Here is a 19,896-nt window from a genome sequence, read left to right as displayed (position 1 = left end):
GCGCCGGTCCCGGGCGCCTTCCCCCTCCCTGCGCGGGGCGGGGATAGGGGTGGGGGGATGACAGAGGACCACCATCATGCCGCTTCTCCGTGCCCGGCCATGCCGGCCATCATCAGTCCCAGTTCCCGCTCGTCAGTCCTGTCGGGATCGCGGAAACCCATGATCCTGCCGTCGAACATCACCGCGATGCGGTCCGACAGGCTCATGATCTCGTCCAGCTCGACGCTGACCAGAAGCACCGCCTTGCCCGCGTCGCGCAGGGCGACGATCTGATTGTGGATGAATTCGATCGCGCCGATGTCGACGCCGCGTGTCGGCTGACCGACAAGCAGAAGGTCGGGGTTCTGCTCCATCTCGCGGGCCACCACGATCTTCTGCTGGTTCCCGCCCGAGAAATTCTTGGCCGCAAGATCGGGAAGCGGCGGACGCACGTCGTATTTCTGCATCTTGCGGGCGGTGTCCTGGCGCAGGGCCTTGTTGTCCATGAACAGTGCGTTCTTCTGGTATTCGGGTGCGTTGAAGTAGCCGAAAGCCACGTTCTCCCAGGCGGTAAAGTCCAGGATCAGGCCGTAATGGTGCCGGTCCTCGGGCACATGGGCGATGCCTGCCCGGCGACGCGATTGCCCGTCCGAACCGCGGCCGGACAGCGGAAGATCCTGTCCCTTGAGCGTGACCTTGCCGGTCGCCCGCATCATGCCCCCAAGCGCCGCGAGCAGTTCGGACTGCCCGTTCCCTGCCACCCCCGCAATGCCAAGGATTTCCCCGGCCCGGATCTCGAAGCTTACGCCTTTCAGTCTTTCGACCTTGTGTTCGTCGCGCACGCGCAGGTCTTCGACCCGCAGCACGACATCGCCCGGCCTTGCGGGTTTCTTCTCGACCTCCAGCAGCACCTTGCGGCCCACCATCAACTCGGCCAGCTGCTCGGGGCTGGTCTCGGCGGTCTTGACCGTTGCGACCATCGTGCCGCGCCGCATAACTGACACGTTGTCGGTCGCCTCCATGATCTCGCGCAGCTTGTGGGTGATCAGGATGATGGTCTTGCCCTGCTCCTTCAGCCCCTTGAGGATGCGGAACAGGTGGTCGGCCTCGGCGGGCGTCAGCACGCCCGTGGGTTCGTCGAGGATCAGGATGTCAGCCTGGCGGTAAAGCGCCTTCAGGATTTCAACGCGCTGCTGGTGGCCGACCGACAGATCCTCGATCAGCGCGTCGGGATCCACGTCCAGTTCGTAGTCGCGGGACAGGCTTTCCAGCACCTGGCGCGCCTTGGCAAGGCTGGTGTTCAGAAGCGGGCCGTCCTCGGCCCCCAGGATCACGTTTTCCAGCACGGTGAAGTTCTGCACCAGCTTGAAATGCTGGAACACCATGCCGATCCCGGCGCGGATCGCGCTTTGGCTGTCGGGAATCGGGGTCAGCTTGCCGCCAATGAAAATCTGCCCCGCATCGGCCTTGTAGAAGCCGTAGAGAATCGACATCAGCGTGGATTTTCCCGCGCCGTTCTCGCCGATGATCCCGTGGATCGTGCCGCGAGGCACCGCAATGTTGATATCCTTGTTCGCCTGCACTGGACCGAAGGCCTTCGAGATGCCTTTCAGTTCGATGGCGTAGGTGCCGTCAGCAGCCATGGCTTCCCCCTGTGGTTCGCCGGATGCAGCCGCGTCTGGGGCGCAGGTTTCGAGGCATCCTTGCGAAAAGTGCCGCGCCAGCGAACCGGCGCGGCACCGTCAGTCTGTGTCCGGCAGATCAGAACGTCGCCGCCGGGCAGGTGTTGTCGGACATGTAGTCGTGTACCACGATCTCGCCCGATTTGATCTTCTCGGCGGCAGCATCAACCTGGGCCTGCATCTCGGGCGTCACGAGGCTGGCGTTGTTCTCGTCCATCGCATAGCCTACGCCGTCGTTGGCCAGGCCCATGACGTGGACGCCGGTGGCCAGGTTTTCGCCTTCCTTGAAGGCTTCATAGACGGCGTTGTCCACACGCTTCAGCATCGAGGTCAGCACCTTGCCCGGGTGCAGGTAGTTCTGGTTGCTGTCCACACCGATCGACAGGATGCCTTCATCCGCCGCGGCCTGCAGCACGCCCACGCCAGTGCCGCCCGCCGCTGCATAAATCACGTCGGCGCCCTGCGCCTTCTGGCCCTTGGCCAGTTCGGCGCCTTTCACCGGATCGTTCCACGCCGCCGGAGTGGTGCCGGTCATGTTGATGATGATCTTGGCATCCGGGTTCACGGCCTTCACGCCTTGCGCGTAGCCGCAACCGAACTTGCGGATCAGCGGGATGTCCATGCCGCCAATGAAGCCGACGGTGCCGGTCTTGGAGGCAAGCGCAGCCATCATGCCGACGAGGTAGCTGCCTTCGTGTTCGTTGAATACGACCGATTTCACGTTCGGCTGATCCACGACCATGTCGATGATGGCGAACTTGGTGTCGGGGAAGTCCGGCGCCACAGTGTTCAGCACGTCACCGAAGGCGAAACCGGTCATGACCACCGGGTTCGCGCCCGCTTCGGCCAGACGACGCAGCGCCTGTTCGCGCTGGGCTTCCGACTGCATCTCCAGCTCCTTGAAGGTGCCACCGGTTTCCTGCGCCCAGCGGGTGGCACCGTTGAATGCGGCTTCGTTGAACGACTTGTCGAACTTGCCGCCCAGATCGAAGATGATTGCGGGTTCGGCCAGCGCAGCGCCGGCGGCCAGCGCCACGGCAGAGGCGCCCATCAGGGATTTCATGAAGGTCATCGGATTCTCCCGGTCGGTTGTTGTTGTCCTTCATGCCAGCTTGCGGCCGACGCGCCCACCACGGGCAAGACTCGACACTGGCACTCCGCCAGAAATTGCGGCGCTTCGCTCGGGGCGGTCAAGGGATATTCCGACGGGACGCTGCGGAAATTTGACCGTCCGGTCAGATTGGGCCGGCGCCTGATGCATCCGAAAGCACCCGCCGCAGCACCAGCGCATCAACCGCAACCCCATCCGGCGCGTGGTAATAACTGCGCCGCCGGCCGGCTTCGGTGAATCCGGCACGGGCATAAAGCGCCCTGGCGGGGTCATTGTCTGCCGCAACTTCCAGAAAGGCGGTTTCGGCGCCGCGCAGCCGCGCCTGATAGAGGAACCTGCTGACCAGTCGCTGCCCGAGCCCCCGGCGGCGGGCTTCGGGTGCGACCGCAAGGGTCAGAAGCTCTGCCTCGCCAGCGACGGCACGGCCCAGCAGGAAACCCGCATCACCTTCGACCAGAAGAAAGGCCAGAGGATCGTTCAGAAAGGCGGCGAACTCGGCTTCGCCCCAGGGGCGCGGTGTGGTGAAGCAGCGCGCGTGCAGCGCGGCCAGCCCATCGGGGGTCATGAGGCGCCCCCCTGCGCGAAGGGGAGGCGGGCGGGGGACACCCGGGCCTGGCAAAGGTGGTTCATGGCAGGATTTCTGGCGGTGGATCGGCTGGCGGGGCGGCATCGGCCCCCCGCAGATAGAAGGGTGCAGGCCGCGGCTGCGGTGTCCGGGCGCGTTCCACCGCGATCCGTGCAATGGCCTCGACCAGCGGCATGGCGGGGGGCAGCGCATCAGGCCCCGCCGCCGACCCCGTCGCCGGGCAGACCGGCACCACCCGGTCGGCCAGGTGCGCCGGGCCGCAACCGCCGGGGACAAAAAGCTGGACATAGACCTGGCCGCGTCTTGCATCCTCTATGACGATCACCGGGCGGGGCAGGCCATGGGCCAGCGCCTCCAGCCGCGTCACTCCGACCGCCGGGATGCCAAGCCCCAGCGCCAGACCCCGCGCTGCGGCCACGGCAATGCGGACACCGGTGAAGTTTCCCGGCCCAGTGCCGACCGCCAGAGCCTTGAGGTCGCCCCAGCCGATGCCGCCCTCGGCAAGAACCTCTTCCAGCATCGGGATCAGTCGCTCGGCCTGGCCCTTTTCCATCGGCTCGTCGCGCAGGACCAGCCGGCCCGGCAACAGAAGCGCGGCCGCGCAATGTGCGGCCGAGGTATCGAAGGCCAGAAGGGGAAGCACCTCTTGCCGGTTTTCACTCTCGCTGCGGGGTGCCGCGCGAAAAGCGACCGCAGGGGAGCGATCAGCCGTCACGGGAAGGTCAGGCCGCGACCGGACGCACTTCCACGACTTCGGGAATATAGTGCCGCAGCAGATTCTCGATCCCCATCTTCAGCGTCAGGGTCGAGGACGGACAGCCGGCACAAGCCCCTTGCATGTGCAGATAGACGATCCCCCGGTCGAAGCCGTGGAACGTGATGTCACCCCCGTCCTGAGCCACGGCGGGCCGTACGCGGGTATCCAGAAGCTCCTTGATCTGCCGCACGATTTCGCCATCCTCGCCCGTGTGTTCGGCATGGCCGCCGCCCGAGGCTTCCCCCTCGATCACGGGCTGGCCGGACTGGAAGTGCTCCATGATCGCGCCCAGGATCTGCGGCTTGATGTGCTGCCAGTCCACATCATCGGCCTTGGTCACGGTCACGAAATCGTTGCCGAAGAACACCCCCGTCACCCCGCCCGCCGCGAAGATGCGCCTGGCGAGCGGCGATTTCGCCGCAGCCTCGGCGCTGGGAAAATCAGCCGTGCCAAGCTCCAGCACGGTCTGGCCGGGCAAGAATTTCAGCGTGGCCGGGTTCGGCGTGGATTCGGTCTGGATGAACATCTGCGGTCTCCGACTGTTCCACTCGGATATGCGCTTGCGCCCCCCGCGTGTCAAGGCGGCGCTCTGCCGGCGACCCGGGCAGAAGGTTGAAGCCGGGCGTCCCCGGACCCACATCCCGAGGGCACCATAGAGAGGAATCCATGCTTTACGTCGATATTCCCACCGCGCCGGAACTCAGGAAACTTGTTGCCCACCGGGGCGAGGCGTCCGTTTCGTTCTATCTTCGCACCACGCCGGAAACCCAGCACATCGGCCCGGCCAGGATCGAACTGGGCCATCTGCTGAAGCAGGCCATCGCACAGCTCGAGGCCGTGGGCACAGAAAAGCGCACGCTCTGGCCCATCGAGGAACAGGTCCACGATCTTATGGACGACGACGCGTTCTGGAAGTTCCAGGCCAATTCGCTTGCAGTTTTCGTCACCCCCACCAGTCTGCGGTCGTTCCGCCTGCCGAACCACCTGACCGACATGGTGCAGGTGTCCGACCGCTTCCACATCAAGCCGCTGCTCCGCGCGGTGTCGGTTCAGCAGCACGCCTTTGTGCTGGCGCTGGCGGAAAACGAGGTGCGACTGGTCGAGGTCTTTGCCGACCTGCCCGCGCAGGAGGTGAAGGTTCCCGACATGCCGAAGGACGCGGCCTCGGCTGCGGGCACGGCAAATGTGAACACGCGCGGCTATTCGCAGCGCAAGGGCGGCTCCGAGGGGCAGAACGTTCTGCTGCGCGCCTTCTGCCGCAAGGTCGATGCCGCGCTGCGCCCGGTGCTGTCGGGCCGGTCGGAACCCCTGATCCTGGCCGCAACCGAACCCCTGGCGTCCATGTTCCGCTCGGTTTCCAGCCATGACCACCTTGCCGCCGAGGGTATCAAGACCAGCCCGGTGCGCAAATCCGCCGCCGATCTGGCCGAAGAGGCGCGGCCCATCCTTGACGCGCTGCACGCCAAGGCCATCGGCGAGGTGCATGACCTTTTTTCCGCACGCGAGAACGAGGGCCGCGCCTCGACGCAGATCGCCCGCGCCGCCCGGGCGGCCACTTTCGGCGCGATCGATACGCTTCTGGTGGACATCGACGAGGTCATACCAGGCACGGTGGACGAAACCACCGGCGAGGTGAGCTTCGAGAAGACGGAAAGTGCCAACAGCTATGGCGTGGTCGATGAGATCGCGGGCCGAGTGCTGGCTTCGGGCGGGCGAGTGCTGGCGGTGCGCCGCGACAGCATCCCGCAAAAGGCCTCGCTGGCCGCGATCCTGCGCTACGCCATCTGAGGCGAGGCCCCGGCCCGGAATGGCCCCGGCCGGGGCAATCAACCGGGCTTCAGGCCCGGATCATGCCCGGTCAGATCCCCAATAGGCATACATCTGCTCCAGCGCCGTCAGTGGGCGCAGGCGGACGACAGGCGCAGTGGCCTGGTCGTGCTGGTAATAGGGCTCCACCGGCAGGGGCGCGGCGGGTCGACGCGGAAAAGGGTGGATTGACATGGTGCGGGCCTTTCATGGCAAGGCTCCTCCCTGCCCGCCAAGGTAGGGCACCTGCGCATCTCCCCCAAGGCCATTTTCTGCAATGCAGCAATGCAAACAGTGCATCGGCAGCGCCTGCCTACAAGATCAGCACGACGCCCGCATAAAGGACGATTGCGCCAATGGTGCAGGCCACCGCCAGCGACCCAAGATCCTTGGCATCCTTGGCGAACTGCGACCAATCGGGCGAGAGATGATCGACCAGCACCTCCAGCCCGGTGTTCAGCGCCTCGACCGCGATCAGCAGCAGGCCCAGCGCCAGCAGGCCCAGCACCTGCGGCAGGCTGGCCCCCATCACGACGAATACCCCCAGGAGAAGAGCGATGAACACGATCTCCTGCCGGAAGGCGCTTTCCTGCGCCAGCCGCCGCAGACCAGACGCCGAATAGCCGGCAGCGGCAAAGAAATGCGCCAGCCCCGACTTGCGCGCAGGCTTTTCCGGCTGGCTCATCCGCTGGCTCCGGTCCGGCAGGGCCCGGCCAGATCAAGCACCGCGTCGCGGGCAGTGGTCGTGACATCCAGCAAGCCCAGAACGGTCGAGAACATGTTGTCGTGGCTCACCGGCTGCTCCGCGCGATCGGCCAGACAGGCGGCATCAAGCGCCAGACTGGCACGGAAGCGTTCCGACATCCAAAGAACCATTGGCACGTGGGTCTGCGTGTCGGGTGCCAGGAAATCCGGCGCGCCGTGCAGGTAAAGCCCGCCCTCGCCCAGACTTTCGCCATGGTCCGAGGCGTAGAACATCGCCGGCACCACGCGGTCCTGCGCGTCCAGCAGGTCGATTACCTGGCCCAGGAAATGGTCCGTGTAGGCGATGGTGTTGTCATAGGCGTTGACGATTTCCTCGGTCGTGCACTCGGTCAGTTCGGGCGTGTGGCAAGCGGGCTGGAAGATTTCGCGCTCTGCCGGATAACGTAGCCAGTAGCTGGGGCCGTGGCTGCCGATCTGGTGCAGGACGATCACGGTATCCTCGGTGATCGTCGCGGCCTTTTCGGCGAGATCCTTAAGGAACACGCCATCAATGCATTCCGGCTGGCAGAATTCGGCCCCGTCAGCCGCTGTCATGGTGCGCGATGGCAGGCGCGCCGCCACGTCCTTGTGGCCAGTGTTGTTGTCCCACCATTCCACCTTGAACCCGGCATGGGCCAGCACATCAAGCAGGTTCTCGTGGCTCAGGCCGCCCTCGTAGGAATAGTCGGCCTTCGTCAGGGGCGAGAACATGCAGGGCAGCGAGGTCGCCGTTGCCGTGCCGCAGCTTGTGGCCTGGGAATAATACAGGATGTCGCGCGCAGCAAGATCGGGGTTTGTCTCCCGCCCATAGCCGCCCAGCGACCAGTTGGCCGCCCGCGCCGTCTCGCCCGCCACGATGACCATCAGAACGGGCTTCTCCGCTGCCGCCAGGTAGGGGCCCTTGCGGGCATCCGTCCCCGTCGGCTGAACGACGATCTGCGTCGACTTGAACATCATCTTCGCATAGCGCAGGGCGCCCGCCATCGGCGCCAGCGGCTGAACCGAACCCATCAGCTCCTTGTCGGCACGAAGCACGGTGGAATAGGCTTTCATGTCGGTGAACAGCAGGCCGACCACCATGCCGGCCGCGCCCGCCGTGACCATCACCCAACCGCCGATCCCGCGCCAGACCGTCGCCCGCCGCACCCGCACCCACAGGACCAGAAGCGCAGGCAGCCCCCCGTACAGCGCCACATGGCCCAGGAAGGCCGGCGTGATCAGATGCCGCGACTCGGCGAATGTCGTGGTCATCGCGTTCTGGATCATCTCGCGGTCCACGACCACGCCCAGCTTGTCAACGTAATACGAAGTCACCCCCGCAATCAGCAGAAGAGCCACCAGCACCGGCTTCTGCGCGCGACGGACCGCCAGAAGCGATATGACCAACAGGATCAGCGCCCAGACCGCCCCGGCAAAGACCAGCGCCGTCAGCGGTCTGCCATCGAAGATGCGGAAGAGATGGCCCCAGAACGTGCCGTTCGTCAGCGCCAGCAGCCAGAGCGACACCAGAAGGTTCAGCGTGAAGGGGGAAAGGGTCAGGCGGCCGGGCAGGAATGCCCGCGGATCGGTCGTCATCGGTCAGAAATCCGGCAAAAGGGGGACACCAGGCTGGTCCCCGTCGCGGACCACTTATACCCTTCCGAAGGGGTTTGCCGTAAGCACGCGCTTAATCCGCGCCGTCCCCGGCCCTGCCAGGCAGGGAACCGCCGAACCCGTGGACGTCCAGCAGGGGATCGCGTCATGTGATGCTTTCCAGCCTCTCCTTCGACATGTCGCCCGGCACGATGGTGATCGGGATCGGCAGACTGCCCGAATTGCGGCTCATCGCGGTGACCAGCGGCCCCGGGCCCGACTTGTCGGTGCCAGCGCCCAGAACGAGGACACCGATCTCCGGATCTTCCTTCACGAGGTTCAGGATTTCCGCGACCGGGTCGCCCTCGCGGATGACAAGCTCGGGGTTCACTCCCTGCTTGTCGCGCATCCATTTCGCAAAGACCTCGAAATGCGCCTCGATCCGCTCGCGCGCTTCGGCCCGCATCAGGTCGGCCACGCCGACCCAGGTCTGGAACTCGTCCGGTGGAATGACCGACAGGATCGTGACCCCGCCCCCGGTATGCGCGGCCCTGAGCGCGGCAAAGCGCATCGCGTTCAGGCATTCGCGGCTGTCGTCCAGCACGACCAGGAATTTCCGCATGTCTCTCCCCCGTGGCGCCCGGATCATGGCAGGCAGATACGGGCAAAGGCAAGCCCTAGCCCGCGGCCACCAGGGCCGGCACCTTCGGATAAAGCCGCCACAATGTCACGGTCCGCGTCGCGTTCAGCACCATCAGCCCGGCCCATAGCCCATGGTTGCCGAAGGCCGGGATCAGGATGGAAAGGGCCACGGCATAGACCGCGACCGACAAGAGCATCGCCCGCAGCATGTCGCCGGTCAGCATCGCGCCGATGAAGATGCCATCGTAGATCCAGGCGGCCACCCCGATCAGGGGCGCAGCCACCAGCCACGACAGATAGGCGCGCGCCTCGACCCGCACCTCGGGCGAGGTGCTGAGAAGGTCGATGATCCAGGGACCGGTCAGCGCGAAGACCAGCGCCAGGCCTGCCGCACCGCCGATGCCCCATTGCATGCAGATCCGCCCCGCCGCCCGCGTCTGGCGTTCCGACCGGGCGCCGACCGCCTGCCCCACCAGCGCCTCAGCGGCAAAGGCGAAGCCGTCCAGGGCAAAGGCCGTGATCTCCAGGAACTGCATCAGCACCTGATTTGCGGCAAGCGTCACATCGCCGAACCGCGCACCCAGGAACACGAAGCTGGTGAACGAAAGTTGCAGCAGCACCGTGCGCCCCATGATGTCGCGGCTGGCAGTGAACATCCGCCGCAGCGCCGGCCGGTGGCCGATCCGCGCGATCCCCTCGCGGCAACCTGCGCCGAAGGCATCGCGTGCCAGCCACAGCGCGAGAAGCAGCCCGCTCCATTCCGCAATCAGGGTTGCCAGCGCCACACCTGGCACATCCCAGCCGAGACCAAGGACGAACCACAGGTCCAGCCCGATGTTCGCCCCGTTCTGCCACAGTTGCAGGACCAGCACGCCCCGTGTCCGGCCCAGCCCCACCAGCCAGCCGGTCAGCGTATAAAGCGCGATCGTGGCTGGCGCCCCCCAGATGCGGATCGACAGGTATTCGCCTGCCAGCCGCTCGACCTGTGCTGACGCCGGCGCGATGACGAAGGCCCCCGCGAACAGCGCCACCTGTGCCAGGACCAGCGCCAGCCCTGCGACGGCGCCGACGATAAGCGCCCGCAGCAGCACCGCCGAACGCTCGGCCCGGTCCCCTGCCCCATCCGCCTGCGCCGCAAGGCCCGAGGTGGACATGCGCAGGAAACCGAACGCCCAGTAGAGTGTCGCCAGGATCACCGCGCCGAGTCCCACAGCCCCAAGGCTGGCCGGGTCGCCCAGCTGCCCGATGACGGCGGTATCCACCGCCCCAAGCAAGAGCACCGTGGCATTCGACAGAACGATCGGCCCGGCGATCCGCAACACGCGCCGGTGGGTGACCTCGGTCACTTTGCCGTCCCGCTGCCCGGCATCAGGAAATGCCCTGTCCCCTGCGCGAAGAGCCGCGCGCGATTGTCCTGCCAGGCCTCGACATGCACGGACGCATAGCGCCGGCCCGACCGGTTCACCCGTGCCCGTGCATAGGCGTCGCGCGGCAGGCCCGCGCGCAGGTAATCCACGGTGAAGTCGATGGTCTTGGGCAGGCGCAACGGCCCCTGAGGCAGGGCACCCTCGGCCTCGACCCCCTCCCAAAGCGTGCTCCAGGCCAGTTCGATCATCGCCGCGATCTCCAGGAAACCTGCGGTAGCCCCCCCGTGCAAGGCGGGCAGCACCGGGTTGCCGATCAGGTCGTCGCGATAGGGCAGGACAGCTGTCAGTTCATCCCCGCGCCGGTCGAACCGGATGCCCATGAACCGGATGTAGGGCACCTCGTCCACCAGCGCGCGCAACAGCCCCTCGCGGCGCTGCTTGACAACAGCGACAGGCTCCGGCCGCTTCAACGTTCGGCCCTTTCCACGGTGAAGGCCCCGGTTGCCATTGCCACGGGGCGGCTTTCGTCGTCATCCGTGGCAACCGCCCGGACGAAGGCCACTGTCCGGGTGACATGATGGCACTCTGCCCGCGCACGGATTGTCTGGCCTGGGGTCGCTGGCCGCATGTAGTCGATCCGCAGGTCCAGCGTCGCCGTGGAAAACCCCGCCTGCGGATGGCACATCACCGCGGTGCCCGACGCGGTATCCATCAGGGCCGATACCGCGCCGCCATGGATCACCCCTGTCTGCGGGTCGCCGACCAGCTCCGGGTTGTAGGGCATCGCCATGACCGCCACCCCCTCGCCGATGCTGACCAGCTCCATTCCCAGCGCGCGCGAATGCGGCAGGGCCTGGATGAACTGGCGAGCGATGGTTTCGGTGTCGGACATGAGTGCAGGCATGAAACCCGCCCTCTGGCCGGAACGCAAGGCCTGCCGAGGTCGTTGCACCCGATCCGGTGTCAGCCTAGGTTTGCGGCAGGAGGATAGCGCATGACCGAGACCAGGCTCAGCTTCAAGGAAATGTGCGCCAGGTTCGATGTGACACCGCGCACCCTGCGCTACTATGAATACATCGAGCTGCTGGCCCCTGAAAGGGAAGGCCGCGCGCGGTTCTACGGCCCGCGCGAGGTGGCGCGCATGAAGCTGATCCTGCGTGGCCGCCGCTTCGGCTTTTCGCTGGAAGAGATCCGCCAGTGGCTGCTGATCTACGGGAAAAAGGGCGAACGGCCGCAGCTCGAGGCCTGGCTGCAACTTGCCGACCGGCAGCTGGTCGAACTGGACCGCCAGCGCGCCGAGCTTGACATGACCATCGCCGACTTGCGCGCGCTGCGGGAAACGGCGGTGCAGGAGCTGGCAAAGCTTCCCTGACCCGCCCCGCCCGCCATAGCAGTGCTAGCACAGCGCCTCGACGCGGAAGGCTTCAGGCACCGTGTCGCGCCCCTCCAGCACGAGATCCGCCATCACCTCGGCCACTTTCGGCGCCATGCCGAAGCCGATCTTGAAGCCGCCGTTCGCCACGAAATGCCCCGACCGCCCCGGCCAAGGCCCCATGACCGGTGCCCGACTGGTGGCGCGCGGCCGCACCCCTGCCCAACGCGCCACCACCCCGGCCCCTTCCAGCATCGGCAGCGCCGCTACCGCCCGCGCCAGAAGCCCGTCAAGCTGGCCATCCGGCCCGTCCCCGATCCACCGGCTTTCCGAGGTGGAGCCGATGGCCACCGTCCCGTCGGCATGGGGCACGATGTGCAGGCCATCGACGAACATTTGGGGCGACCCGCGCGCCTCGAAGCGCAGCGCCAGCGCCTGCCCCTTTACCCCCGACCCGACCCTGCGCCCCAGCGCCGCCGACAGCGCATCCAGCCCCGCCACCCCGGTCGCATGGACGACCGCGCCCTCGTCCTCTGCCTCGCCGGTCACCACCTCGCCGCCCTTGGCGCGCAGTGCCGCGACCAGCGCCACCAGACCCATCCGGGGGGAAATCCGGGCCGACAGCGTGTCATGCACCAGCCAGCCCGAGGGCGAGGCAGGTTCCCACGGCGCCCCCGTCGCAGGCACCACCTGCCAATCGGCGCAGCCCTGCCAGAAGACACGCGCCGTGGCTTCCCGCCTCTGCGCAAGCTCTACCGCCGCAGTGTCCTCCAGCGGCTGCAAACGCCCCAGCCGCGCATAGCCCGAAGGCAGGCCCGAGGCCGCCTCGACCCCCGCCCACCAGCGCCCGGCCATCAGAAGGCTTTCCAGCTGAAATGCCTTCTTCGCGTTCCATGCCTCCGGAACATGGGGCGACAATGCGCCCACCAGCCCGCCAGATGACCCCGCCCCCGGCCCGCCGGGGTCGATCACCCGCACCCGCGCACCGCGCCCCATGCAGGCCCAGGCGATCGACAGGCCGAAGATGCCCGCACCCCGCACCGTCACATCCACCCTTGCCATTCCGCCGCCCCGCGACCATGCAACGGTGGAAAGGACTATCGCCGATGCCCGCCGCAGACCACCCCGAACCGGCTACACCCGATCTTGACTGGCGCGACGGGACGATCCCGGTCTCGCGCCGCTTTGATGACCCCTATTATTCCCTGGCCGGCGGGCTGGACGAGACGCGCCATGTGTTTCTGTCGGGCAACGGGCTGCCCGACCGTTTCCGCGACGGCTTCCACATCGCCGAACTGGGGTTCGGCACCGGGCTGAACCTCATGGCCGTTCTGCTGGCACACCGCGGCGCGGAACAGCTGCACTACACCAGCTTCGAGGCTTTCCCCCTGTCCGCCGGCGCAATCGCCCGTGCGCTTGCGGCCTTCCCGGAAGTTGCAGCTTTTGCACCGTCCTTTCTTGAGCAGTGGTCGCAGGGCGCCAGGATCCTGCGCTTCCCCAATCTTACCGCCGAGATTGTCACCGGCGACGCACGGGCTACCCTGCCAGTCTGGCCGGGCAAGGCCGACGCCTGGTTCCTCGACGGCTTCTCGCCAGCGAAGAACCCGGAACTATGGTCGCCCGACCTGATGGCCGAGGTCGCACGCCACACTTCCCCAGGGGGCACCTTCGCCACCTATACCGCCGCCGGCCATGTGCGCAGGTCGCTGGAAGCCGCAGGCTTTACCGTTACACGCAGACCGGGCTATGGCCGCAAGCGGCACATGACTGCGGGATGGCTCTGACACCCCTTCACCCTGCACGGGGCGCATGATAGCCACCAACGCATCATGACTGCCGCCATCCTGCCCGCATCGAAGAACCCGGCCAAAGGCATCTGGCTGATGGTCGCCGCCGTCGCCGCCTTTGCTGCCCAGGATGGCTTTGCCAAGCACCTGGCGGCCGAATACTCGACGATGATGATCATCATGATCCGCTACTGGGTCTTTGCCGGATTTGTCATCCTGCTGGCGCTGCGCCGCCCCGAAGGCCCGAGCGCCGCGATCCGGTCAAGCCGGCTCTGGGCGCACCTGGTGCGCTCTGGCCTGCTGGTTGCTGAAATCTGCCTGATCGTCTGGGGCTACACGCTGATCGGGCTGATCAACAGCCACGCGGTCTTTGCCGTATGCCCGCTGCTGATCGTCGCCCTATCGGGCCCGATCCTGGGCGAGCGCATCGTCTGGCAACGCTGGGCCGCCGTCGCCGCAGGGATGACCGGTGTCCTCATCATCCTGCGCCCCGGATCGGGTGTCTTTTCCTGGGCCGCGCTTCTGCCCTTCGCCTCGGCGCTGCTCTTTGCGCTCTATTCCGTCCTGACGCGCCTGACCACCCGGGACGAGCCGACCTTTCCCGCCTTCTTCTGGCCCGGAGTGATCGGCGCGGTGCTTATGACAGCCATCGGACTGCCGCATCTGAAGCCGATGATCCCGCAGGACATGGCGTTCCTTGCGGCCTATTGTGCACTGTCGATCTTTTCGCACTGGCTGCTTCTGAAATGCTACGAGCAGATCGAGGCGGCGCGTGTACAGCCCTATGCCTACCTGCAGATCGTCTTTGTCACGCTGATCGGCCTGACCATCTATGGCGAGGCGCTGGAACTTCCCGTCGCGATCGGCACCCTGGTCATCGTCGCTGCGGGGCTTTACGCCCTGTCGCTGGAGCGCAGGCCGGCATGACCACCTCGGCCACGATGCAGAATACCCGTCTTGGCATCTGGCTGATGATCGCAACAAGCGTCGTGTTTGCCTCGCAGGACGGGATCTCGCGCCACCTGGCGGACAATTACAGCGTCTTCATGGTGGTGATGATCCGCTTCTGGGTCTTTGCGCTGTTTGTCCTTGCACTGGCTGCGCGCGCGCCGGGGGGCCTGCGCGCCGCCAGCCGCAGCGCCATGCCTTGGGTGCAACTGGTGCGGAACCTGATCCTGGTCGCGGAAATCTGCGTGATGGTTCTGGGCTTCGTGAAACTGGGCCTGATCGAGGCGCATGCAGTCTTTGCATGCTACCCGCTGCTGATCGCCGCGCTGTCCGGCCCGATCCTGGGGGAAAAGGTCGGCTGGCGGCGCTGGACTGCGATCCTGGTGGGCTTCCTTGGCATCCTGATCATCCTGCAACCGGGATATGGCGTGGTATCGGCATGGGCGCTGGTGCCCTTCCTTGCCGCAGCGATGTTCGCGGTCTATGGTCTGCTGACCCGATATGTCGCAAGGGTCGACACGGCTCCGGTCAGCTTCTTCTGGACGGGTGTGGTCTGTGCCGTCGCAATCACGCCCTTCGGCCTTGCAAGCTGGTCCCCGATGGCGCCGGCCGACTGGGGCTGGATGGCAACGCTTTGCTGCACGGCAGTCCTTGGCCACTGGCTTCTGATCCGCGCCTATGCGGTGGCCGAGGCCTCGGCGATCCAGCCCTTCGCCTATCTGCAACTGGTCTTCGCCAGCGGCATCGGCATCACTGTCTTCGGCGAGGTGCTGCGGCTGAACGTGGCCATCGGCGCCGGCATCGTGGTCGCGGCGGGTATTTTCACGCTGTGGCGACAAAGGGTGCGGGAAAAGTCCGTTCTTCAAGCCTGATGGCTTTCATCGCTGACGTGCCGTCGGGGCGATGAGCGCGGCGCAGCAAGCGAAGAGTGCCCCGGTTGCCCCCCCGCCGCGCAAGGCGTAAAACCCGGGACGCAAAGCCGAAGGAGACCGCCGATGCCCACCCCGAAACCCGTCGTCCTGTGCATCCTAGACGGCTGGGGCATCGGGCCGAACCCGGACACCAGCGCCCCGGCAAAGGCGAATGTTCCGACCTTCAACCGGCTGTGGCAGACCTGCCCGCATGCCACGCTGACCACCTTCGGCCCGGATGTGGGCCTGCCCACCGGCCAGATGGGCAATTCCGAGGTCGGCCATACCAACATCGGTGCGGGCCGTGTGGTGGCAATGGACCTGGGCGCCATCGACCTGGCCATCGAGGACGGCAGCTTTGCGCAGAACCCGGCACTGCTCGACTTCGCGGCGAAGCTGAAGGCCAGCGGTGGCACCGCGCATCTGATGGGTGTCATCTCGGACGGGGGTGTGCACGGCCATGTCAACCACGTCCTGGCCGCCACCCGCGCGCTTACCGCGCTCGGCGTGCCGGTGGCGCTGCATGCCATCACCGATGGGCGCGATGTTGCCCCGTCATCGGCAGAGGGCTTCATCGCCATGCTCGTCCGCCACCTTCCCTATGGCGCCGGCATCGCCACCGTCGCCGGCCGCTACTGGGCGATGGATCGCGACAACAGGTGGGAACGCGTCAGCCGTGCCTACGACGCACTGATCCATGCAAAGGGCGAAACCGCGCCAGATGCCCTGACTGCCGTCACGACCAGCTACGGAAAGGGCGAGACCGACGAATTCCTCGCCCCCACGGTCATTCATGGCTACCACGGCGCGAAGGACGGCGATGGATTCTTCTGCCTGAACTTCCGCGCCGACCGCGCGCGAGAGATCCTTTCGGCCATCGGGGATCCGGCCTTCACTGCCTTTGACACAGGCCCGCGGCCGAAATGGTCGGCGCTGCTGGGCATGGTGGAATATTCCGACGCCCATAACGGCTTCATGGCAACGGCCTTTCCGAAGCGGGTACTTGTCAACACGCTGGGGGAATGGGTGTCGAAACATGGCCTGACCCAGTTCCGCCTGGCCGAGACCGAGAAATATCCGCATGTCACCTTCTTCCTGAACGGCGGGCGCGAGGAACCCTACCCCGGCGAAGACCGCGCCATGCCGCCCTCGCCCAAGGTCGCCACCTACGACCTGCAACCCGAGATGAGCGCCGATCAGGTCTCGGATCAGCTGGTCGAGGCGATCGGCAAGGGATACGACCTGATCGTCGTCAACTATGCCAACCCTGACATGGTGGGCCATACCGGCAGCCTGCCGGCGGCGATCAAGGCCTGCGAGGCGGTGGACCGCGGCCTTGCCCGGGCGCTGGCTGCGCTGGAAGCGCGGGGCGGGGCGATGATCTTGACCGCCGACCACGGCAACTGCGAGGTCATGGTCGATCCCGTCACCGGCGGGCCGCACACCGCGCATACCACGAACCCGGTTCCGGTGATCCTGGTCGGCGGCCCGGCCGGCGCAAGCCTGCGCAGCGGCCGCCTTGCCGACCTTGCCCCAACCGTCCTGCAACTCATGGGCCTGCCGCAGCCGCCCGAGATGACCGGCCAGACGCTCATCGCATGATCCGCGCGGCTGCCTTTGTCCTGCTGCTTGCCCTGCCCGCTGTGGCAGAGACGGTGGCCGAACAGGCGGCCAGGGCCTCGGCCGACCTGCAGGCTGCGGTTGCCGCACTTGACGCCGCAACCGAGGCACGCGATCGCGTGGCTGCCCTGTCCCGCACCATCCGCGCCTATGAGGAAGGGCTTGCCGTCCTGCGCGGCGCCCTGCGCAGCGCCGCCCTTCGCGAAGCCCAGTTGACCCGCGCCTTTGACGCCAAGCGCGACAGCATCGGCCGGCTTCTCGCCGTGCTTGTGACCATGGAAGCCAACCCCGGCCCGCTGCTTCTGCTGCACCCGGAAGGGGCGGTCGAAACGGCACGGTCGGGCATGATCCTGGCCGACGTCACCCCGGCGCTTCAGGCCGAGGCACTGGCCCTGAAGGCGGAGCTCGTCGAACTGGCCGAATTGCGCGCATTGCAGCTTGCGGCCGGCGAGACGCTGAAGGCCGGCCTAGCCACCGCGCAGAACGCGCGCACCGAACTCTCGCAGGCGATGTCCGACCGCACCGACCTGCCGCGCCGCTTCACCGAGGATCCCGAAGCCCTGCGCGGCCTGCTGGAAAGCGCCGATACGCTGGATGCCTTTGCCGCGGGCCTGTCGCCCGATGCCGATGCCGGGACAAGTTTCGCTGACCAGAAGGGCAACCTGCCGCTTCCGGCCTTGGGCACCCTCCTGCGGCGGCCGGGAGAGGCCGATGCCACCGGCAGCCGCCGCCCCGGCGTGACGCTTGCCACCCAGGCCGGCGCGCTGGTTACGGCGCCCTGGCCCGCGACGATCCGCTACCGCGGACCGCTGCTGGACTACGGAAATGTGATGATCCTCGAGCCTGGAGACGGCTATCTATTGATCCTCGCCGGGCTAGAGATGTTGTACGGCGAGGTGGGTGAAGTCGTCGCCGCAGGCGCGCCCCTGGGCCTGATGGGCGGCACTGGCACCGCGTCGGAGGAATTCATGACCCGTGCGGAAGATGGGTCTGGCGGGCGGGGCACGGAAACGCTTTATATGGAATTGAGACAGGGCGCTGCGCCCGTGGACCCGATGCCCTGGTTCACCGCGCTGGCCCGGCTGGGAGACTGACGCAGGATGAAGAAGTTCGTGATGGCCGCCCTCGGCGGAACGGTTGCCGGGATCGTGGCCACGACGCAGATCGCCGGACCGTTGATCGCGCAAGAGGCCGGGGGCAGTGCCTCGGTTTACGAGCAGCTGGACCTGTTCGGCGACATCTTCGAGCGCATCCGCGCCCAGTATGTCGAAGAGGTCTCGACCGAAAAGCTGGTGACCGCCGCGATCAACGGCATGCTCACGTCGCTTGACCCGCATTCCTCATATCTCTCCGCCAAGGACTTCGAGGACATGCAGGTCCAGACCCGGGGCGAATTCGGCGGGCTCGGGATCGAGGTGACGCAGGAAGAGGGCTTCATCAAGGTGATCGCGCCGATGGACGGCACACCCGCCGACAAGGCCGGTATCCGGGCGGGCGACTTCATCACCCATGTGAACGGCGAATCCGTCCTGGGCCTGATGCTGGACGAGGCCGTGGAAAAGATGCGCGGCCCGGTCGGCAGCGAGATCATCATCACGGTCGTGCGCGAAGGCGTGCCAGAGCCCTTTGATGTGTCGATCATCCGCGACACGATCAAGATGACAGCCGTGCGGGGTCGCGTCGTGGGGCAGACGATCGTCCTGCGCATCACCACCTTCAACGACCAGACGACCAGCGGCGTGAACGACGCGCTGAAGAAGGGCCTTGAGGAACTGGGTGGCATCGAGAACCTGGACGGCGTGGTCATCGACCTGCGCAACAATCCGGGCGGCCTGCTGAACGAAGCGATCTCGGTTTCCGACGCCTTCCTGGAAAAGGGAGAGATCGTCTCGACCCGCGGGCGCAACCCCGGCAGCGGCGAACGCTACAATGCCAAGCCGGGTGACCTGATCGAGGGCAAGCCCATCGTGGTGCTGATTAACGGCGGTTCGGCCTCGGCCTCGGAAATCGTCGCGGGCGCGCTGCAGGATCATCGCCGGGCGATAGTCGTGGGCACCAAGAGCTTTGGCAAGGGCTCGGTGCAGACGCTGATCCCCCTACGCGGCGACGGGGCGATGCGGTTGACCACGGCGCGCTATTACACACCCTCGGGCCGGTCAATCCAGGCGCTTGGCATCTCGCCCGACATCGTGGTGAACCAGCCGCCACCCAAGCCCCCCGCGACCGAGGAAGAGACTGCGGCCTCTGCGGCCGCACGCGACCGGTCCGAGGCGTCGCTGCGCGGCGCGATTTCCAATGACTCCATGACGGACGAGGAAAAGCGGCTGTATGAGGAAGAACTCGCCCGGGCCGAGGAATCGGCCAAGCTTCGCGACGAGGACTACCAGCTGGCCTATGCCGTCGACATCATCAAGGGGTTGACCGTCATCGCCCCGCAAACGCCCTGAAGCGAAGGGCGGGGTCCATCCCCGCCCGTGCCCTGCCATGGTGGATCCCGAAACCCTGCCCTATCGTCCCTGTGTCGGTGTCGTCCTGATCGACGACCGCGGTCTGGTATTTGCCGGACAGCGGATCGACAGCCCATCACCTGCCTGGCAGATGCCGCAGGGCGGCATCGACGATGGCGAGACACCGAAGGAAGCCGCCTACCGCGAACTGCGAGAGGAAACCGGTATCACCCGCGATCTGGTGGAGTTCGTCGGCAAGACCCACGGCTGGGTCACCTACGACCTGCCGCCGGACCTGCTGGGCAAGGTCTGGGGTGGCAAGTATCGCGGGCAGAAGCAGAAGTGGTTCCTGTTCCGCTTTAAGGGCAAGGACAGCGACATCCGCATCGATACCCCTCACCCGGAATTCTCGACATGGCGCTGGATCCTCGCCGACGAGATGCTGGACGCCATCGTGCCCTTCAAGCGCGCGGTCTACGAGGAAGTCATCCGCAGCTTCCGCGCACATCTTGCCTGACGGTACGCCAGCCGCGGCACTTGACCTGGCGCAAGGCGCGATGGCGGG

22 protein-coding genes are annotated in these 19,896 nt (G+C 66.4%); 9 read left to right on the top strand and 13 right to left on the bottom strand.

From position 1 onward, the window contains the following. Positions 1 to 74: 74 nt before the first annotated feature. The 5 genes from EYB42_RS08465 to EYB42_RS08445 all read right to left on the bottom strand — a co-directional run bounded on the left by EYB42_RS08465 (position 75) and on the right by EYB42_RS08445 (position 4,641). Positions 75 to 1,622, bottom strand: a complete 1,548-nt coding sequence (locus EYB42_RS08465) for an ABC transporter ATP-binding protein (protein ID WP_135449603.1) — start codon at positions 1,620 to 1,622, stop codon at positions 75 to 77. A gap of 118 nt (positions 1,623 to 1,740) precedes the next feature. Next, positions 1,741 to 2,733, bottom strand: a complete 993-nt coding sequence (locus EYB42_RS08460; protein ID WP_135449601.1) for a BMP family lipoprotein — start codon at positions 2,731 to 2,733, stop codon at positions 1,741 to 1,743. A gap of 163 nt (positions 2,734 to 2,896) precedes the next feature. Continuing rightward, entirely contained in the window at positions 2,897 to 3,337 is a 441-nt protein-coding gene (rimI, locus tag EYB42_RS08455; RefSeq protein WP_135449599.1) for a ribosomal protein S18-alanine N-acetyltransferase, read from the bottom strand. 61 nt (positions 3,338 to 3,398) lie between these two features. Next, positions 3,399 to 4,001: a tRNA (adenosine(37)-N6)-threonylcarbamoyltransferase complex dimerization subunit type 1 TsaB gene (tsaB, locus tag EYB42_RS08450; protein WP_135449597.1), complete on the bottom strand. Its 603-nt coding sequence runs from the start codon at positions 3,999 to 4,001 to the stop codon at positions 3,399 to 3,401. Between the two features lie 79 nt (positions 4,002 to 4,080). Further along, positions 4,081 to 4,641: a NifU family protein gene (locus EYB42_RS08445; protein ID WP_135449595.1), complete on the bottom strand. Its 561-nt coding sequence runs from the start codon at positions 4,639 to 4,641 to the stop codon at positions 4,081 to 4,083. A gap of 140 nt (positions 4,642 to 4,781) precedes the next feature. On the opposite strand from EYB42_RS08445, the gene EYB42_RS08440 reads away from it, so the two are divergent. Next, positions 4,782 to 5,903, top strand: coding sequence for a baeRF11 domain-containing protein (locus EYB42_RS08440; protein ID WP_135449593.1), 1,122 nt, complete (start codon positions 4,782 to 4,784; stop codon positions 5,901 to 5,903). A gap of 60 nt (positions 5,904 to 5,963) precedes the next feature. Here the strand turns inward: EYB42_RS08440 and EYB42_RS17340 are convergent, their stop codons facing one another. From EYB42_RS17340 to EYB42_RS08410, 7 genes are all read right to left on the bottom strand, one after another. Further along, positions 5,964 to 6,116 carry a hypothetical protein gene (locus EYB42_RS17340; protein ID WP_167850968.1) on the bottom strand — a complete coding sequence of 51 codons (153 nt, stop codon included), beginning with the start codon at positions 6,114 to 6,116 and terminating at the stop codon, positions 5,964 to 5,966. Positions 6,117 to 6,234: 118 nt separating this feature from the next. Beyond that, on the bottom strand, positions 6,235 to 6,606 hold the full coding sequence (locus EYB42_RS08435) for a diacylglycerol kinase (protein WP_135449591.1): 372 nt from the start codon (positions 6,604 to 6,606) through the stop codon (positions 6,235 to 6,237). Next, positions 6,603 to 8,240 carry a phosphoethanolamine transferase gene (locus EYB42_RS08430; protein WP_135449590.1) on the bottom strand — a complete coding sequence of 546 codons (1,638 nt, stop codon included), beginning with the start codon at positions 8,238 to 8,240 and terminating at the stop codon, positions 6,603 to 6,605. Before EYB42_RS08430 ends, EYB42_RS08435 begins: the two co-directional genes overlap by 4 nt. A 163-nt stretch (positions 8,241 to 8,403) precedes the next feature. Further along, the gene (locus EYB42_RS08425) at positions 8,404 to 8,859 is read right to left on the bottom strand and encodes a universal stress protein (protein ID WP_135449588.1); all 456 of its coding nucleotides are present in this window, start codon (positions 8,857 to 8,859) and stop codon (positions 8,404 to 8,406) included. 55 nt (positions 8,860 to 8,914) lie between these two features. Then, positions 8,915 to 10,225, bottom strand: coding sequence for an MATE family efflux transporter (locus tag EYB42_RS08420; protein WP_135449587.1), 1,311 nt, complete (start codon positions 10,223 to 10,225; stop codon positions 8,915 to 8,917). After that, complete coding sequence (locus tag EYB42_RS08415) at positions 10,222 to 10,716, bottom strand: PaaI family thioesterase (protein WP_136645633.1); 495 nt, start codon at positions 10,714 to 10,716, stop codon at positions 10,222 to 10,224. The genes EYB42_RS08420 and EYB42_RS08415 overlap by 4 nt, the downstream gene beginning before the upstream one ends. Next, positions 10,713 to 11,150 carry a PaaI family thioesterase gene (locus tag EYB42_RS08410; protein WP_394346489.1) on the bottom strand — a complete coding sequence of 146 codons (438 nt, stop codon included), beginning with the start codon at positions 11,148 to 11,150 and terminating at the stop codon, positions 10,713 to 10,715. Before EYB42_RS08410 ends, EYB42_RS08415 begins: the two co-directional genes overlap by 4 nt. A 90-nt stretch (positions 11,151 to 11,240) precedes the next feature. Between EYB42_RS08410 and EYB42_RS08405 the strand changes: the two genes are divergently transcribed. Continuing rightward, positions 11,241 to 11,618 (top strand): MerR family transcriptional regulator, encoded by a 378-nt coding sequence (locus EYB42_RS08405; RefSeq protein WP_135449585.1) that lies wholly within the window; start codon positions 11,241 to 11,243, stop codon positions 11,616 to 11,618. 24 nt (positions 11,619 to 11,642) lie between these two features. Here EYB42_RS08405 and EYB42_RS08400 read toward each other — a convergent pair whose 3' ends face one another. Continuing rightward, positions 11,643 to 12,680 (bottom strand): NAD(P)/FAD-dependent oxidoreductase, encoded by a 1,038-nt coding sequence (locus EYB42_RS08400; RefSeq protein ID WP_135449583.1) that lies wholly within the window; start codon positions 12,678 to 12,680, stop codon positions 11,643 to 11,645. A 44-nt stretch (positions 12,681 to 12,724) separates the two neighbouring features. Between EYB42_RS08400 and mnmD the strand changes: the two genes are divergently transcribed. The 7 genes from mnmD (at position 12,725) to EYB42_RS08365 (ending at position 19,848) form a co-directional block, all read left to right on the top strand. Further along, positions 12,725 to 13,402: a tRNA (5-methylaminomethyl-2-thiouridine)(34)-methyltransferase MnmD gene (gene mnmD, locus EYB42_RS08395; RefSeq protein WP_135449582.1), complete on the top strand. Its 678-nt coding sequence runs from the start codon at positions 12,725 to 12,727 to the stop codon at positions 13,400 to 13,402. A gap of 45 nt (positions 13,403 to 13,447) precedes the next feature. Next, positions 13,448 to 14,332 carry a DMT family transporter gene (locus EYB42_RS08390; RefSeq protein WP_135449581.1) on the top strand — a complete coding sequence of 295 codons (885 nt, stop codon included), beginning with the start codon at positions 13,448 to 13,450 and terminating at the stop codon, positions 14,330 to 14,332. Continuing rightward, positions 14,329 to 15,225: a DMT family transporter gene (locus EYB42_RS08385; RefSeq protein WP_135449579.1), complete on the top strand. Its 897-nt coding sequence runs from the start codon at positions 14,329 to 14,331 to the stop codon at positions 15,223 to 15,225. The genes EYB42_RS08390 and EYB42_RS08385 overlap by 4 nt, the downstream gene beginning before the upstream one ends. Before the next feature lie 123 nt (positions 15,226 to 15,348). Beyond that, positions 15,349 to 16,866: a 2,3-bisphosphoglycerate-independent phosphoglycerate mutase gene (gpmI, locus tag EYB42_RS08380; protein WP_135449576.1), complete on the top strand. Its 1,518-nt coding sequence runs from the start codon at positions 15,349 to 15,351 to the stop codon at positions 16,864 to 16,866. Further along, entirely contained in the window at positions 16,863 to 17,978 is a 1,116-nt protein-coding gene (locus tag EYB42_RS08375) for a murein hydrolase activator EnvC family protein (protein ID WP_135449574.1), read from the top strand. The genes gpmI and EYB42_RS08375 overlap by 4 nt, the downstream gene beginning before the upstream one ends. 6 nt (positions 17,979 to 17,984) lie before the next feature. Then, complete coding sequence (locus EYB42_RS08370) at positions 17,985 to 19,331, top strand: S41 family peptidase (RefSeq protein WP_135449572.1); 1,347 nt, start codon at positions 17,985 to 17,987, stop codon at positions 19,329 to 19,331. Between the two features lie 37 nt (positions 19,332 to 19,368). Continuing rightward, positions 19,369 to 19,848, top strand: coding sequence for an RNA pyrophosphohydrolase (locus EYB42_RS08365; protein WP_135449570.1), 480 nt, complete (start codon positions 19,369 to 19,371; stop codon positions 19,846 to 19,848). The last annotated feature ends 48 nt before the right edge of the window (positions 19,849 to 19,896 follow it).

The organism is Tabrizicola caldifontis, assembly GCF_004762095.1.
Lineage (GTDB): Bacteria > Pseudomonadota > Alphaproteobacteria > Rhodobacterales > Rhodobacteraceae > Tabrizicola > Tabrizicola caldifontis.
This window is presented reverse-complemented; position numbering and strand designations above follow the sequence as displayed.

Excerpts from the sequence above, each read along its gene's own strand:
- EYB42_RS08385 (WP_135449579.1), top strand. The coding sequence starts at position 14,329 with ATGACCACCTCGGCCACGATGCAGAATACCCGTCTTGGCATCTGGCTG.
- EYB42_RS17340 (WP_167850968.1), bottom strand. The coding sequence starts at position 6,116 with ATGTCAATCCACCCTTTTCCGCGTCGACCCGCCGCGCCCCTGCCGGTG.
- EYB42_RS08435 (WP_135449591.1), bottom strand. The coding sequence starts at position 6,606 with ATGAGCCAGCCGGAAAAGCCTGCGCGCAAGTCGGGGCTGGCGCATTTC.
- EYB42_RS08460 (WP_135449601.1), bottom strand. The coding sequence starts at position 2,733 with ATGACCTTCATGAAATCCCTGATGGGCGCCTCTGCCGTGGCGCTGGCC.
- EYB42_RS08410 (WP_394346489.1), bottom strand. The coding sequence starts at position 11,150 with ATGCCTGCACTCATGTCCGACACCGAAACCATCGCTCGCCAGTTCATC.
- gpmI (WP_135449576.1), top strand. The coding sequence starts at position 15,349 with ATGCCCACCCCGAAACCCGTCGTCCTGTGCATCCTAGACGGCTGGGGC.
- EYB42_RS08390 (WP_135449581.1), top strand. The coding sequence starts at position 13,448 with ATGACTGCCGCCATCCTGCCCGCATCGAAGAACCCGGCCAAAGGCATC.
- EYB42_RS08430 (WP_135449590.1), bottom strand. The coding sequence starts at position 8,240 with ATGACGACCGATCCGCGGGCATTCCTGCCCGGCCGCCTGACCCTTTCC.
- EYB42_RS08365 (WP_135449570.1), top strand. The coding sequence starts at position 19,369 with ATGGTGGATCCCGAAACCCTGCCCTATCGTCCCTGTGTCGGTGTCGTC.
- EYB42_RS08400 (WP_135449583.1), bottom strand. The coding sequence starts at position 12,680 with ATGGCAAGGGTGGATGTGACGGTGCGGGGTGCGGGCATCTTCGGCCTG.
- EYB42_RS08465 (WP_135449603.1), bottom strand. The coding sequence starts at position 1,622 with ATGGCTGCTGACGGCACCTACGCCATCGAACTGAAAGGCATCTCGAAG.
- EYB42_RS08445 (WP_135449595.1), bottom strand. The coding sequence starts at position 4,641 with ATGTTCATCCAGACCGAATCCACGCCGAACCCGGCCACGCTGAAATTC.
- EYB42_RS08370 (WP_135449572.1), top strand. The coding sequence starts at position 17,985 with ATGAAGAAGTTCGTGATGGCCGCCCTCGGCGGAACGGTTGCCGGGATC.
- EYB42_RS08440 (WP_135449593.1), top strand. The coding sequence starts at position 4,782 with ATGCTTTACGTCGATATTCCCACCGCGCCGGAACTCAGGAAACTTGTT.
- mnmD (WP_135449582.1), top strand. The coding sequence starts at position 12,725 with ATGCCCGCCGCAGACCACCCCGAACCGGCTACACCCGATCTTGACTGG.
- EYB42_RS08375 (WP_135449574.1), top strand. The coding sequence starts at position 16,863 with ATGATCCGCGCGGCTGCCTTTGTCCTGCTGCTTGCCCTGCCCGCTGTG.
- rimI (WP_135449599.1), bottom strand. The coding sequence starts at position 3,337 with ATGACCCCCGATGGGCTGGCCGCGCTGCACGCGCGCTGCTTCACCACA.
- EYB42_RS08425 (WP_135449588.1), bottom strand. The coding sequence starts at position 8,859 with ATGCGGAAATTCCTGGTCGTGCTGGACGACAGCCGCGAATGCCTGAAC.
- EYB42_RS08405 (WP_135449585.1), top strand. The coding sequence starts at position 11,241 with ATGACCGAGACCAGGCTCAGCTTCAAGGAAATGTGCGCCAGGTTCGAT.